Here is a 14,982-nt window from a genome sequence, read left to right as displayed (position 1 = left end):
GCCATCACGAAGGCAGTTCAGAGCGGGTTGATAAAACTAAATCGTAAGTTGGGCTAAGCCTGCGCAGCCCAATATTCGGTGCTTAATTATTAAATCTTCAATTGTTTAATATGGTTCTCCAAATCATAGAGTTTTTGCAAAATTTCATGATTTGGCACACTTATTTTTTCAGCTATTGATTGATGATTGCCTTGTCTTTCAATTTTATTATTATCAACCTTCACATCCAAGCCACCCAATGTTTCAATGATCCATTGAAAACAAAGTAATACAGCACCTAGCACAACGGTTTGAAACAGCGCGAACAATCCTGCCCACATTCCCATCTGCGACCAAACATAAAGAGTCGTGATACAGCCCACGATTAAAGCCAAAATACCAAGCATAACTAGCAAACCATACAAAGGTGGTTTATTTTCAATTGCTTTTTCCACAGGGTGACTCCCAAAAAAACTTAGTCAATTTGAAATTAATTTAAAATTTAACCGATTGATTACGTTGCACCATTAGTTCTAATGCTTCATCTCCGCGTAATAAAACCACTTTGACAATACTTCCTTTCTTGCCAAAAAATGATTTTTTAGCGCCATCAATGGTACTAATCGAATCCTGATTAACGCTAAGCAATTGATCTCCTTCTTTAACGCCTACTTTTTCAAGTTCGCCGCCATCGCCCAATTCTTTAATAAAAACTTTGCCTTCTTTCTCTTCCAGTTTTAAGCCCACCGTTGAAGCTTCTGTTGCCTTGATATAACCTAATTTTTCGTAGCTATTTACACAAATGCCTTTTGATGCGGCAGCAGCAGCCACTCCAATAATTGCACCAAGGCCAATGCCCCCACCTGTACTTTCACAGTTATAAGTTTTTTCCATCAGAAGCAACCATTGCATCTTGAAAGGTCATGCAACCCGTTAAAATTGCTACGCAAATAGGCACAATCAATAATTTGTATTTCATTCCATTTTCCCAGACTAAGTATTTACCCTTATAAAGATCAGATTATAACGACACTTAACACCTGTCTGTCAACAGTGGAAAGCAACGGAATCGCTTTCCACTACAATGACTTACAAAATCAATGGGGTCAGAGTCGATTGATTTCTAGTTTTCCGTGGAATCAATCGAGTCTGACCCCTTTGATTTCTTTGATTTCGCGCAAATTACGAAAGGTGATTCCTGCATCAGATTGGCGGGTTATCCCCCAAGGGGACTTGCTTCGGGGCGCGCCTAAAGGCTAACCCGCCCTACGTATCGATGTATTTACTTGCAGGTATTGTTAAGCAATGCTTAGACAGCAATACCCACAAAAAAGCCTCGCGGATGCGAGGCTTTTCTTCAGCTCAAGTTAGCAAAATCCGAATTACAAATCTTCGAATTACAAATCCTTCACCGCTTGCAATACCCGCTCTACTTGCTCGATGAGCTCGGCGACAAAGCTCTCGGTCACTTCTAAATCACCTTCGTATTCGGCCAGATTGCGTTTGGTGTGCGCTTGATTGAGCAAAATCCACTCTGCGGCGGGTAAGCTCAAGGTGTGCGCCAAGCACTGAAACACCAAATAACGATTATCGCTACGAAAACCCGCAGCGCGTAGCGCGGCCAATGCGGCGGAATGCGCCGCGTTGTAGGCCAGATCAAAACGGCTCTCGATTGAGAGCGCGGTATTGCGCGCATCATGCAACCGAACCGTGGCCGAGCGGATCAACCCAGCCGATTCGCGTGCATCGGATGGCTCGGGCTTTAATTTGCCAATCTTCGCCAGATTTTCAAGCGGCGCTAAGTCGGGCGATATCATCCTCATTCCCCTTTACAAAAATTTTCGGCTGCTCCAGCACGCGGCGAATAAACGATCGTCCTTCCATCACGCGCTGGGTGAATTCCGCAGCAGTGTAGAGCGTTGGTTGGATTGATAGGGCGACCCAAAGTTTGCTGCGCCGGTAGCAATGCTGCCAGCAACTGCGCATGCGATATCTGCTCGCCCACGACCATTAAATCAATATCACTCGCAGCAGCGTGTTCATTACCCTTGGCCACCGAGCCATACACCAAGGCTAGCTCAATCTGCGGCCAAATATCGACCAAGGGCCACACGTATAACGTCAGCGAGTCCAAAGGTTTTGACCACAATACTGCGTAGCTCGGCATAAATCGGCGCATCGGCATTGGCCTGATAATGTTTTGATTGCCAATTCGCTGCGATTTAATCAGCCCCGCATCGGCCAATTTAGCCAGCTCGCGCTGCACCGCGCCCGAGCCGCCGCCCGCCAAAGCGATGATTTCGTTGGCATAGAAAGAGCGTTGCGGCTGGCCGAACAACACCGCCAGCACCCGCTGCTGAGTTTTGCTAAAAAGCGCATCTGTATAAGTACCCATATTGGGCATGATAAAACCCAATTTGTGTATGGTCAAGAAATCAAAACCCATTTTGGGCATGATCGAACCCAAAATGGGTTTGATTGGATGCCGGCATGTAGGGCGGGTCGAGACCCGCGCTGATTGCGATGAAAATCAATGGGGTCAGAGTCGATTGATTTCTAGTTTTCCGTGGAATCAATCGAGTCTGACCCCTTTGATTTCCAATCAGGTGATTCCTGTATCAGATTGGCGGCTTATCCCCCAAGGGGACTTGCTGCGGGGTGCGCCTAAAGGCTAACCCGTCCTACTTATCGATGTATTTGCCTGCAGGTGATGCTGAGCAATGCTTCGCCAGTAATACCCGCAAAAAACCTCGCAACTGCGAGGCTTTTTTGAATGCTACTGTGGGATGAAACGCTGGCTGTTCGCCCCAAATGGCGTAATTAAACCGGCATCGCGGCGTCGTTTTGGGCGCTTAATCTTTGCTGCATATAGCGTTGAATGTTGCTATTGGCGGCTGCGGTTAAATTGCAAAATTCCAAGCCATGCAGCACATGGTCTTCGCTGATTTCGCTAAATTTGCTGCGAATAATTGCATTGGCCTCAACCGAGATTGCGCCTTCATCAAAGGGTAATTCCAGCGATACATGTAGCTCATCGCCAATCATGCCCAAGGCGGCGTGATATTCCACTTGCATGCCTTGTTCAGATAAATTCAGCAGCATGGCGCGGCGGCGCATATCGCCGGTGCGCTCCACCAGCAGCACTTGATGTAAGGCCACGCGCGAGAAGTGGCGGCTTTGTTCGATACGCATCTGCTCTGGCCATTGCAAACCGATTGTCCATTGCGGCTGCTGTGGCTGGGGGATCAGCTTGGACTCAAAGCACAGCACGCCATTGGGTACGGCCAGCCGTACGCTCAGGGTGGCGGCACCATTTAATTTAACGCGGATATCAAGTTGGTCGGACTTGATCAGCGGTCGAATTAGCAGCGTTTGCCCGGCAATCACGTGCAATAGCTGAGCGCGAATCGGCATCATATTGGTCTGTGGCAGGCTAATAAACAGCGCTTTACCGTCCAATAAATACTGGTTTAGAGCGAGTTTTTGCGCGTGGTCTAGCTCGACCTTGTTTGCTGCTACTGGATTGATTTGGCTCATTGCAAACTCCCATATCGACCCCAGAAAGATGACTCAAAAAGTAAGTAAAAACAAGGACAATATTTAATTTATCAACAACTTGCAGCAAGAAAGCCATACCTTAAGTCGCAAATAATTATGACCTGATACAGGATGAATTCGATACGAAATGGCAAAGCGCTCGGTGGCCGTTGGTAATTGCATATTCTTTGCCTAAGCTGCAACGTCCCCACACGCAGAAAAAAGACCATGAAACAATTCAACCTTGATGACACCGCCATCATCTTAATCGACCATCAAGTCGGCACCAATACTTGGGCTAGTACGACGCCAATCGCGCTACTGCAACGCAATGTCTTGATTCTGGCTCGTTTCGCCGCAGGCACCAACATGCCGGTCGTTCTCACCTCTAGCCAAGAAACCAACGTGAATGTGCAAGGCCCGTTAATGCCCGAACTGCAAGAAGCATTACCCGAAGCCTACGCGGCACGCATCAAGCGTCAGGGCGTCGTCAACGCTTGGGACGACCCTGCTTTTGCTGCGGCCTGTCGCAATACCGGTAAAAAAAACTTTGTAATGGCCGGTGTAACCACCGATGTGTGCATGGTCGGACCGGCCATCAGCGCCAAAGAGGAAGGATTTGATGTCCAAGTTGTCTGTGACGCATGTGGTTCTTCCAATCCCATCGCCGAAGACATGTCATACCGCCGCATGGCGTTTGCGGGCGTACGGCTGACCAGCACCAATGCCATGATTGCAGAGTTGGTTAAAAACTGGGCAACACCAGCAGGGGCGGTGGCTTTTCCACTACTCACCTAAACCGCAACATGCTGAACATCATCAAAGTGGGTATCTGGCTTAAAGGTTTTTAGCGTAATAGTTAGCCAGCAATACCTACAAAAAAGCCTCGCAGATGCGAGGCTTTTGGCTATTTTTTGAATGGCCGCGGTGAAAGGGATAAACCGAAACCGAATGCCTGTAGCGCTTACGCCCGCGTGGCGACAAACATCTGCTGCACATCACGCACCAATTGCAGCGAGGCTTCGATTTCGTCTTTACGAATGGCGACGCTCTCAATATTGCAACCTACAGGTATTCCCTTCTCGCTAGCGTATTGCAATAGCTCGGCGAATATACCCTTACATACATCCATTGATTTGGCCAAAATATCGCCGGAATGAATCAGGTCGTTCTCTAGCCATTTAGGAATGCTAATCCCTAGCCACTGCATAAATTCCAGCGTTTTCACCGAGCCGCATGGCGTAATGGTGAAAATAATCGGCACCATCGCCGTGCCAGTTTGTTGGCAAGCGTAGTAGTAATCCGACAAAAAAATTCTTGGCCGCTTCAACGTTGTACACGCATTGCGTCACAAAGAAAGAGCAGCCCTCCGTCACCTTATGCGCCACGCGCAAATGCTCGTCGTTTTTGACTAAATGCCGCTCCGGAATCGCCACGCCACCGACTAGCAGATGGGGATTCACCTCGCGGCGCAGCGCGTAGGCTTGCGCCACGGTGAGCGATACCTGCTGCTGGCGAGAGGCCGCGCCAACAAACACCGACACCCCATCATTCATCGCCAACAAATCAGCGCCAAATTGCGCAGGCGCATACTTGCCCACGCAGCGGTACACAATTTTGGCTATGGTTAACGCCGCAAGGTAATCCCGGCTATACACCAGCGGATCGAGCGTCGCCATAAACGGAAACGGCCGCGTGGCATCCGTGCGATCGGCCTCGTCTTGAATGTCATACAACACCAAACCATCCAAGCCCAGCGGCGCAATGCGCTCAATTTGCAGCGCGGCAATCTCAGCGATTTTTTCCGGCGTGTTATTGGCCTTGGGCGGCGTAATGCCATACAGCAAGATACCAGACTGACGTTGAGCGATTTTGGTGTGCAGTGAATTAGGCATGAGTAGACTCGGATTCGTTTACCGAGATTTTACGCAGTTTTGACCGAATAATTACAAAAAATCTTAATCGGCTTATGTGGCGTATCACATTATTGATGTATCTAGCCGCAGACCAGCAAGTAGGGTGGAATAAGCATCGCGCATTCCACCAATTCGTGGGGTAGCAAGGTGGAATGCACTTCGTTTATTCCACCCTAGCGGATTGGCGATGTTGGCAGCGGGTTGGCGAGTTACACCTTAAGGCTAACCCTCCCTCTGCCCAGCTTATCGATGTATCTAACCGCAAACCATCATCATCAATGCCTAGCTAGCAATACCCATAAAAAAGCCCCGCATCCGCGGGGCAAAACTTCGAGGGTAGTCGGCGATATGTTTACTTTGGGTAGTAGTGGCTCAGGGGTTGTTTCAGGTTGAGTAGCCACAGGTCGGTGGCTTCGTTACTCGGTTTAACCACCAGGCGTTCGTTGTTGGGGAGTTGGCCGTTGTCGATGACGACATCATCGACGTCTTTGCCGCTGGCGAGTTCGGTTTTTAGGCCAAAGTCGTTGTCGTTCATGATGGCAAGGCCGCCGTTATATAGGGCGAGGCCTTCGGCTTTTTCCGCTTGCCAGCCCAATTCGCGCAAATCAAGTACTTGCTGTTTACGAATCATTTTGACATTGGCTAAATCGGCTTTGCTGGCGTATTCCGGTTCTTTGCCCGCGATGGGGGCAAGCGTGTCGGCACCGGCAATATCAATCACATACAGCACATTACGCAATTTTTTATCTTTGCCTTTACCTTGCTCAATCAGCGCAAAATGCGTGTTGTCGATGGCGACCAAATCGCCAATTTTGGCGTCGCCGGTTTTTTTATACATGTCGGCATCTAAAGGATAAGCCAAAGTGCGCGTTGCGCCGCTGCTTGGGTCAAACTCAACCAAGCGGATAAATTGGGCGCTAGATTTGGTTTCGCCGTCGATATTCAGTGTCGATTGCAGCATGGCATACACTTTGCCATTCGGGGTGAAGGCAACGGCTTCAAAGCCGCGATTGGCTTGGCGATGTTTAAGCACATCAGGCAAGCCCGCGCCGGGGGCGAGTTGCTTTAAGACTTTGCCGCTGGCGGCATCGACTTGCAGCAAAAATGGGCCGTATTCATCCACCACCCACAATTGGCCTTTTTTGCCGGCGACAATGCCTTCGGGATCAATACCGCGTGGGCTGGCGTCTAGCGTTTGCAGGGTGTCGCTCAGTGCCACTTCACCAGTAGCGCCAACGCGGCCTTGCGGCAACGGCAGACCGCTGGCGACTTGGCCGTCAATTAAAAACGGCTTGCTGGAGATCACGTCGGCAGAACGCTGGCGGCGAACTTTGATTTCGGCAAAGCGCGGCGCGTAATCGGGGGCCAAAAAGAATTTGGCTTCGCGCTTTTTATCCCCCACTTGCACTTTAGGCGCGTCACCATTGGGGCCGCGATCACCGGTCGCCCAAAAATACAAAGTGCCATCGCGATCCATTTTTTTAAGTCCCAAGCCCGAGCCCGGCGCAAAGCTAAATCCTTGGGCAAAGGCGCTGGCAAATTCGCCGTGATAAGCGATGTTTTGTTTGCTTGGGCTTTGCAAGGTGTAGCGCTCAATCGAAGCAATCGCCGGATGATCGACCTGCTGCATTTCAAACAACGGCGCCGCATGGGCAGCACCAGCGAGCAATAAAGTAATGAGCGATAACTTCAACATGCCAAACCCGCAAAAGAATTGATGATGGATTGCGATATTAAGTCAGTTCAATGACATATCGATGACAACTTAATCTGCAAGCATAAAAAGCTTCTAGCGCCGTCTATGCCCGCCGATGACTAGAGGGCGATCGACTGATTGACCATATCGCGATTAAATCAGTTCATGCGGCGCGCAGCATTGCTCTGATACATGCCACTGCCCTCCGGCTAATGCATTTAAAATTGGGCAATTGGGATCATCACTGGCTGGGCAAATTTCAACAAATTGCGCCAAGGTACTTTGCATTTGCTGCATGGCTTGAATCTTTGAATTGAGCATCAGAATGTGTTGTTCGGCGAGTTTTTTTACGTCAATACTGGCGCGATCTTCTTTGTTCCAAAGCATCAGTAATTGGCCAATTTGTTCTAGTGAAAAGCCAAATTGCCGAGTTTGATGAATAAAACGCAGTTGGCTGAGATCAAACTCATTATAAATTCGGTAGCCTGCAGCGCTGCGTCCTTTCGGTTTTATCAAGCCGATACTTTCATAGTGCCGAATCATTTTGCTACTCAGACCACTGAGCGTTGCTGCCTGTCCGATATTCATCAATTGTCCTCTGATAGATTAAGCAAGCAATTGCTTGCGTCGTTGTCTCGCCCGGATTACAGCCAGCGTTGACCGGCTGATTTAATCGTAAAAAAACAGATATGCCATATTATTTTTGCCGCCTTGGGCCCCAGCGTCTTAATAACAAAGCATTAGACACAACACTCACACTCGAAAACGCCATGGCCCCGCCGGCAATCATTGGATTGAGCAGGCCGAATGCGGCCAAAGGAATGCCAATGGTGTTAAAAATAAAAGCCCAAAACAAGTTTTGCCGGATTTTTCTATAGGTCAGACGCGAGACTGCAATGGTTTGGCTGACCAATTGTGGATCACCCCGCATCAAGGTCACACCGGCGACGTGCATTGCAACATCGGCTCCCGTTCCCATCGCGATACCAACATCGGCAGCGGCGAGTGCAGGTGCATCGTTCACGCCATCCCCAACCATCGCCACAACGTGACCCCGAGCGCGTATCGCTTCGATATGCAGGGCTTTTTCTTGTGGTAAAACCTCGGCAATCACTTGATCAATGCCCAATTGTTCGGCAACCCGTAATGCTGCGGCTCGATTATCTCCCGATAACATCACCGTTTTTACCTGCAAAGCGCGAAGTTGAATGATCGCGTCTTTGGCGGTGCTTTTTAGCTGATCACTAAAGGCCAGCATGCCGATGAGCTTAGGACTTTGCGCCTCATTTTGCGCCACTAACCATGATACGGTCTGGCCGTTCGCCTGTGCTTGCTGGTGTGCTTGCTGCATGGCCGCAGTATCAACGTGATGCTCTTGCATCAGGTCTTTGATTGCCCAGTAAATACTGCGTCCCGAGAATCTCTCCAGCAATACCGCGGCCAGGTAAGGCTTGAATGTTTTCTGCTTTGAAGCGTTGCTGCTCGTCAGCTTTGGCAAGAACCGCTTGCGCTAATGGGTGCTCGCTTCCGCGTTGCAATGCCGCAGCAAGCTCCAATAGCCGAGTTTGGTCGTTGTCGAGTGCAATCAGCTGCACAAGACTAGGCTTGCCTTGCGTTAAAGTACCAGTTTTATCAAACACCACCACATCGACTTTATGCGCTAACTCTAAAGCTGCTGCATCTTTGATCAAGATGCCAAATTTGGCCGCCACCCCCGTTCCTACCATAATCGCGGTGGGGTTGCTAAGCCCAAAGCACAAGGGCATGCAATCACCAACACGGCAACGGCATACACAATGCCGGTTTCTAGTTGGCCGCCCCAATACCACCACCCCAAGCACGTCATCAATGCCAGCCACGAGCACGAGCACCACCGGAACAAAAACGGCGCTAACCTGATCGACAAGACGCTGAATTTGCGCTTTACCCGCCTGAGCATCTTCCACCATGCGAATAATATTCGACAGCGTACTTTCCGTACTCAAGGCCGTGGTTTCTACCAGCAAGACACCATCATGGTTAATGGCTCCGCCGGTGACTTTGCTCCCGATTTCTTTGTTGATCAGGATACTTTCTCCGGTGAGCATCGATTCGTCTTGCTCGCTTTGACCTTCACGCACTACGCCATCAACTGGCACTTGCTCGCCAGGTAAAATAAGCACCAGATCCCCTAAGCGCAGCTGTTCTAATGCAACTTCAATCGTCTGACCATCAGCTTGGCGCAATCGTGCAGTGGCTGGACGTAATGCCTGCAGCGCTCGAATGGCGGCGGTGGTTTCTTGTTTGGCGCGTGATTCCAACCATTTACCCAATAACACCAAGGTCACAATGACGGAAGAGGCTTCAAAATACAAAGCGCCCGGACTCCCAGTCGATGACTCAAATAACCAGTGATAAACCGAAAGCCCATAGGCAGCACTGGTGCCAAGGGCAACCAATAAGTCCATATTGCCACGGCGATTTCGTACCGCTTGCCATGCCGAGCGATAAAATCGAGCCCCCAAGCCAAACTGCACAGGGGTGGCGAGTAAAAATTGTATCCACGCTGCCAATGCCCTGTGATGAAAACCGAAGGGTTCCAACAGCATGGGTAAAACCAGTGGCAAAGATAATAAGGCACCAAGCCAGATCGGCCATAGCGCTGGCGCTGATTCACGAGCGGAGCTGGGGCTGTTGGCAAGAACTAGGCTGGCTTTATAGCCTGCTGCTGCAATGGCATCCAATAAGGTGCTGGGAGCGACTCCGGCTTTTATTACCACTTGGGCGGTTTCTGTGGCTAAATTCACTGCGGCCGAAACAACGCCGTGGCTAGCGAGCAGCACACTTTCAATATGGGCAACACAACTGGCGCAGCTCATGCCCTGAATATTCATTTTAACTTCAGTATCTGCTAAGGCATTTACTTGCCTTGCCTGATAACCTGCCGCATTCACTGCGGCGAGTATGCTGGCCTCAGAGTGGCCGTCTTGCAAAGTAACTTGGGCATTTTCCATGGCCAAATTAACATTGGCATTCACGACGCCAGGCGTATTGCGTAGCACATTCTCAATATGAGAAACGCAGCTAGCGCAGCTCATGCCATCAATATCAAATTTTAATAATCGATTCGAACTCATTACTAAGGCAGATGGGGTCATTGTTGCGATTCCTTCCATAGTCATCATGGCGGTAGTTTCAACCTTCCCATTGCGGCAAGGTCAAGCGCTAACTGGCGAGTGCATGCTAAGCGCGCCGATCTGAAGCGCTTAGCGGCTAGTGATACTTAGAGGACGGTGGTTGGATAACCCATATTTAAAAGTGATGCTCTCACGGCTTCCAGCGACGCATTAGTGGTAATTTGAAGCTGACTAAGCGCAAGATCAATGACAATTTCAGCGCTATCGTCAACAGACTTCAGCGCATTATTAATTTTGGTGACGCATCTGCTACACGTTAATTTTTCAACTTTAAGGCTATACATTGGGGCTTCCTTTATTATGCCGATCAATTGACCGTAAATTCACTATGCAGGCTGTCATAGTGGGAAAGTCAAGAGTGGTTGCAGCAGCACTATCCGATGCCAATGCCAATGCCAATGCCAATGTCAGCATCTAACTCTCATCCAAGCAGGGACAAGCATTAAGCGCGGTGAAACACCGCCTCGCAAAAGGCTGCTCGCGATTCATTGACTGACACAACCCCAAGCAGCCCACTCCGCTTTTATATTTGCGTCGCCGAGTGAACGCGTCTTGGAACACCGCAAGACCACACACGCCCCCGTTGCCATGGATGCTTGGATTTGCTGTGGCGTCACAACTGAGTGTGCGCTAGGAAAATTTGAGCTCCACGTTTCCCCAAATAGGGGCATGATTCTTCGCCGAAATACAGCACCGCTTTATTCGTCGCTCAAACTTACAGCCTTAATCCCTGAACTGACAACTGCACATGATTTGATCAGCAACAAGCCATCCCTCTTTCAAGGGCGATCCAGTTGTTGCGATATCGCCACTGAGAACGATGCATCGAACAAAAGCTTGACATTACCATAATGGTAAACCCTAGTATCTCCATGCTCATGTTACTTTCACGTAACCATTAAGAAAGCACATTACAGCGGGTCAAGCTTTATCAAAATAAATGCTGATCGCACTGTGATGACTTAAGCCTCAAATAACATTACTTATCAATTTTTAATTGAAAATCTAGAGGTCGATAAATGCAATTAACAGAAAAGTTAGTCGGGAATGTAGAGCGTGTTTTACTAAAAATGATTCATGATGATGTCAATATTAATTATCCCCATCGTCTCGGCTTTTTATTTAGAGGGTGGACATTATGATCCACGTTACCCAATCACAGAATTTTCAATTGAATCTTTGCATAAAGTATTACGGATTGCCAACAATTCAAATTGTTCAACATAAAAAAAAATTAAAGGTTGTACTTGGTGTATTAATTGATGATTTGGGTTTGCAGTGCGGAGCCGAAGTGTGTGACATTTCCAGTCCCCTCGCTAATGTGGAATCCATTGAACCTGAAAAACTGCCAAATGAATTAGAAAACGTACTAGCACAATACAGTATTGTGAAGCGTGATAAATTGCTACTTCAAGGTGAGCGCAATTGCAAGAATCGCGGTTTGCAAGCCTTAAGAAAAATAATTGCTAATTCGATGCATCTTTATCCAGAACTGTCGATCGAAGAAACCTCAGGCCTTAAAAAAATTATTTTTAAAAATGAACAAGGTCAAAAAATAACTTTGGCCGAATCAAAAATGAAAGATATTTGGACTGCTAAATGCCCACTAATTATGGCCCAGCATTACAAAGATACTTATCAAAAGATATCAAAACTAAACCCACACACTAATGCTTTCCACATTATTGATTTTTCAGAAACAGAAGATTACAACAAAGTAATTACTGGGACAGAGGTGGGGTTAAAATTATTTTTACAGCGCGAACAAACAAACCATAGCCTAGTTAAAATTAGCAATGTTTTCTTGTCGGATTTTGATCATGAGAATTATATATTGAAAACCATGAGCAATTTTGAAATGGATTTATCTGAGATTTTTTAAAAACCATTTTATCTCAGTGCATAAATTTAAAATAAATTAATTTAGGAGCGTTAAAATGTCTTTGCTAGGTAATTCGAATACCGAAAAACTAAATTTACCTATTTATCTTGATTACAATGCGACCACGCCTTGTGATGAAGCTGTTTTAGAAGCGATGTTACCTTATTTTTGTACTACTTTTGGCAATGCTGCCAGTATGTTTGGTCTGCATGGATGGAATGCATACCAAGCGGTAGAACAGGCGAGAGCACAACTCGCTCATTCAATTGGTGGGCAGCCGAAAGAGATAGTTTTTACTTCAGGCGCGACAGAAAGTAATAACTTAGGAATTAGAGGGGTCTTTCGTGCTTGCAAGAACAAAGGCAAGCATATTATCACTTCATCAATAGAACACCCATCCATCTTAATGACGTTAAAAGATTTAGAGTGCAAAGGAGCTAGAATTTCTTATATTGATCCATTACCAGATGGCAGTTTTGATATTGAACGACTAAAAGAATTAATTACCAATGAAACAATTCTAATTACTGTGATGTATGCAAATAATGAATTAGGGACGATTAATCCTATACATGAAATTGCCGCTATTGCTCAAAAAAATGATATTTTATTTATGTCCGACGCCACTCAAGCACTGGGTAAAATTCATATTGATTTACAGCAATGCCCAATTGATATTCTGACTTGTTCTGCACATAAGATTTATGGCCCCAAAGGTGTAGGTGCGCTGTATTTACGGAATCAACAAGGTAAAAGAGTGGTTGATCTATTACCTCAGATTACTGGCGGAGGTAGTGAACAAGGAATGAGGGGGGGCACGTTGAATGTACCGGGAATTGTCGGTTTTGGTAAAGCAGCTGAAATAGCTTGTCTAGCCTTAAAAAATGGCGAATTAGAACGTATTGCCCAACAGCGCAATAAATTAGAGCAAGAATTATCCATATTAAACAATGTACAAATTAATGGATGTACAGATTCTAGGCTACCCCATGTAAGCAACATTTCATTCAAAAATACCGATGGAAAAAAACTTCTCAGCATGTTGAAGAAAAGTATATCTGTGAGTACTGGCTCTGCGTGTTCTTCAAGTAGCTTATCTCCTAGCCATGTATTGGCAGCGATCGGTTTGCCCGATGATTTGGCACAAGCCACTATTCGTTTTAGCTTAGGAAAAAAAAACTACCGATCAAGAAATTGATTTTACGTTAGCAGAAGTAAAAAGAGTTTTACATATGACAGCTCCTCATTTAAGTTATGAGTAGGATATAAAATGTTTATTGATTCTTTATTGAATAAAACCGACACGATTTATTCAAGCTTATCAGCGGCAACAAAATTTTCAATTGCGTCGACTGAGAAAAATAAATTATCTAATTTGGCGAACGAATTGGATTATTCTGAAATAATTCAGCTTGAATTTTATGTGCAAGAGCAAATTTCCAAAGGGAAAGAAATTTGTGATTTGATTATTGGTGATTTTGATACGACTCAGTTTCCTATTCCTGCATTTCTACGGCAAGAAATCCAGAACGCGTATGAAGCAAGGCATAATGATTATCCACCACTAGAGGGTGTATATTCATTACGCGAAGAAATCGCAAAATTGACGCGTAAAAATTTTAATGTCGATTACGATCCATCTGGCGAAATAATTATATCAGGTGGCGCACGGCCTTTATTGTATGCAGCATTATTAAGCTTAGTGAGTCCTAGTGAATTGGTAGTTTATCCAGCACCATCTTGGAATAATATGTACTATGCAAAAATGTGTGGTGCCAAATCGATGGCCATACAGACATCATTAGCGAATCACTTTTTACCAACGGCCCGTGATCTTAGCTTTTCATTAAAAAAAGCTCGCGTATTGTCGCTATGCTCCCCACAGAATCCCGTCGGTACCATGTTTTCCAAGCAAGTTTTGAAAGAAATATGTGATTTAGTCATCTATGAAAACAAAAGGCGTTTAATGTATTCTGAGAAGCCGTTGTACCTTATTTATGATCAGATATATTGGATGCTGACGCAGAATGCTGAGCATTACAACCCCGCTTCACTTTGCCCTGAAATAAAAGATTATTTGATCGTTATTGATGGTGGCTCAAAATCTTTTGCCGCGACAGGCATTAGAGTTGGTTGGGCGATGGGACCAAAATTAGTCATTAATAAAATGAAATTAATGATAGAACATATCGGCGCAATAGCGCCTAAAGCAGAGCAACTAGCAATGGCAGCTTTATTAAAAAATGATAAATATCTTCTAGATTATTTACATTTATTTAAAAACAAAATACTTAATTCTATGCTTGTACTTCATACGGCAATTCAGACTATGAAGCAAGAAGGCTTGCCCGTTGACTCTATGCTGCCAATGGCTGGTATTTATATCTCTATTAATTTTGATCTAAAAAACAAGGTGATGCCGAATGGAAAAAAAATAAAAACTGCAAAAGATATTAGTTTGTATTTTATCGATCAGGCAGGAATTGCGATAGTTCCATTTACTAGTTTTGGTACAACTTCAATTGAAGCAGATAATTGGTTTCGAGCGGCTATTTGTACTATCGCGCCAGAACAAATCGCAGCAACGATTCCAAGACTTCGAGAAGCAATTCTCAAATTAAATATTGCAGCATAACGAATTAGGTTTCCATTTATAACTTGACATGCTCACCATGAATGGAAACCTATTCAGTGTCATTGAACTACTGACGTCGTGAAATATGATCAATGACTTTCGTAGCTGCGGCTTCGCAGCGGAGAATTAAGCTCATAACAACCCTAGTGATTCTGCTGATT

16 protein-coding genes are annotated in these 14,982 nt (G+C 46.1%); 4 read left to right on the top strand and 12 right to left on the bottom strand.

The window, feature by feature from the left end; translation table 11 throughout:
• Window positions 1-89 precede the first annotated feature (89 nt).
• The 5 genes from GKO28_RS09135 to GKO28_RS09115 all read right to left on the bottom strand — a co-directional run bounded on the left by GKO28_RS09135 (window position 90) and on the right by GKO28_RS09115 (window position 3,516).
• Window positions 90-434 carry a hypothetical protein gene (locus tag GKO28_RS09135; RefSeq protein ID WP_182076051.1) on the bottom strand — a complete coding sequence of 115 codons (345 nt, stop codon included), beginning with the start codon at window positions 432-434 and terminating at the stop codon, window positions 90-92.
• A gap of 40 nt (window positions 435-474) precedes the next feature.
• Window positions 475-873, bottom strand: coding sequence for a PDZ domain-containing protein (locus GKO28_RS09130; RefSeq protein ID WP_182076050.1), 399 nt, complete (start codon window positions 871-873; stop codon window positions 475-477).
• A gap of 503 nt (window positions 874-1,376) precedes the next feature.
• Window positions 1,377-1,796, bottom strand: a complete 420-nt coding sequence (locus tag GKO28_RS09125) for a hypothetical protein (protein WP_182076049.1) — start codon at window positions 1,794-1,796, stop codon at window positions 1,377-1,379.
• Window positions 1,797-1,798: 2 nt separating this feature from the next.
• On the bottom strand, window positions 1,799-2,434 hold the full coding sequence (locus tag GKO28_RS09120) for a nucleotidyltransferase domain-containing protein (RefSeq protein ID WP_203564061.1): 636 nt from the start codon (window positions 2,432-2,434) through the stop codon (window positions 1,799-1,801).
• Between the two features lie 365 nt (window positions 2,435-2,799).
• Window positions 2,800-3,516 (bottom strand): PilZ domain-containing protein, encoded by a 717-nt coding sequence (locus GKO28_RS09115; protein WP_182076048.1) that lies wholly within the window; start codon window positions 3,514-3,516, stop codon window positions 2,800-2,802.
• A gap of 228 nt (window positions 3,517-3,744) precedes the next feature.
• Here GKO28_RS09115 and GKO28_RS09110 point away from each other — a divergent pair, with 228 nt between their 5' ends.
• A complete protein-coding gene (locus tag GKO28_RS09110; protein ID WP_182076047.1) occupies window positions 3,745-4,314 on the top strand; it encodes an isochorismatase family protein in 570 nt (189 codons plus the stop codon).
• A 166-nt stretch (window positions 4,315-4,480) separates the two neighbouring features.
• Here GKO28_RS09110 and GKO28_RS09105 read toward each other — a convergent pair whose 3' ends face one another.
• From GKO28_RS09105 to GKO28_RS09080, 7 genes are all read right to left on the bottom strand, one after another.
• Window positions 4,481-4,726 carry a hypothetical protein gene (locus tag GKO28_RS09105; RefSeq protein WP_203564060.1) on the bottom strand — a complete coding sequence of 82 codons (246 nt, stop codon included), beginning with the start codon at window positions 4,724-4,726 and terminating at the stop codon, window positions 4,481-4,483.
• On the bottom strand, window positions 4,707-5,411 hold the full coding sequence (locus GKO28_RS09100) for a hypothetical protein (RefSeq protein ID WP_203564059.1): 705 nt from the start codon (window positions 5,409-5,411) through the stop codon (window positions 4,707-4,709). Before GKO28_RS09100 ends, GKO28_RS09105 begins: the two co-directional genes overlap by 20 nt.
• Before the next feature lie 373 nt (window positions 5,412-5,784).
• Entirely contained in the window at window positions 5,785-7,128 is a 1,344-nt protein-coding gene (locus tag GKO28_RS09095; RefSeq protein WP_182076046.1) for an esterase-like activity of phytase family protein, read from the bottom strand.
• A gap of 153 nt (window positions 7,129-7,281) precedes the next feature.
• Window positions 7,282-7,716 (bottom strand): Cu(I)-responsive transcriptional regulator, encoded by a 435-nt coding sequence (cueR, locus tag GKO28_RS09090; protein ID WP_182076045.1) that lies wholly within the window; start codon window positions 7,714-7,716, stop codon window positions 7,282-7,284.
• A gap of 109 nt (window positions 7,717-7,825) precedes the next feature.
• Entirely contained in the window at window positions 7,826-8,509 is a 684-nt protein-coding gene (locus GKO28_RS21365) for an HAD-IC family P-type ATPase (protein WP_282099264.1), read from the bottom strand.
• Complete coding sequence (locus tag GKO28_RS09085; RefSeq protein ID WP_282099263.1) at window positions 8,490-10,265, bottom strand: HAD-IC family P-type ATPase; 1,776 nt, start codon at window positions 10,263-10,265, stop codon at window positions 8,490-8,492. Before GKO28_RS09085 ends, GKO28_RS21365 begins: the two co-directional genes overlap by 20 nt.
• Before the next feature lie 125 nt (window positions 10,266-10,390).
• Window positions 10,391-10,588 (bottom strand): heavy-metal-associated domain-containing protein, encoded by a 198-nt coding sequence (locus GKO28_RS09080; RefSeq protein WP_182076044.1) that lies wholly within the window; start codon window positions 10,586-10,588, stop codon window positions 10,391-10,393.
• Window positions 10,589-11,442: 854 nt separating this feature from the next.
• Here GKO28_RS09080 and GKO28_RS09075 point away from each other — a divergent pair.
• The 3 genes from GKO28_RS09075 to GKO28_RS09065 all read left to right on the top strand — a co-directional run bounded on the left by GKO28_RS09075 (window position 11,443) and on the right by GKO28_RS09065 (window position 14,821).
• The gene (locus tag GKO28_RS09075; RefSeq protein WP_203564058.1) at window positions 11,443-12,186 is read left to right on the top strand and encodes a hypothetical protein; all 744 of its coding nucleotides are present in this window, start codon (window positions 11,443-11,445) and stop codon (window positions 12,184-12,186) included.
• A 55-nt stretch (window positions 12,187-12,241) separates the two neighbouring features.
• Window positions 12,242-13,384: a cysteine desulfurase family protein gene (locus GKO28_RS09070; RefSeq protein ID WP_203564057.1), complete on the top strand. Its 1,143-nt coding sequence runs from the start codon at window positions 12,242-12,244 to the stop codon at window positions 13,382-13,384.
• A gap of 72 nt (window positions 13,385-13,456) precedes the next feature.
• Window positions 13,457-14,821, top strand: a complete 1,365-nt coding sequence (locus GKO28_RS09065) for a pyridoxal phosphate-dependent aminotransferase (RefSeq protein ID WP_182076043.1) — start codon at window positions 13,457-13,459, stop codon at window positions 14,819-14,821.
• Window positions 14,822-14,982 lie beyond the last annotated feature (161 nt).

It is taken from the genome of Deefgea sp. CFH1-16, from assembly GCF_016881365.1.
In the GTDB taxonomy this organism is placed as follows: Bacteria; Pseudomonadota; Gammaproteobacteria; order Burkholderiales; family Chitinibacteraceae; genus Deefgea.
Note: the sequence above shows the minus strand (reverse complement) of the source record. Positions and strands in the feature narration are given on the sequence as shown.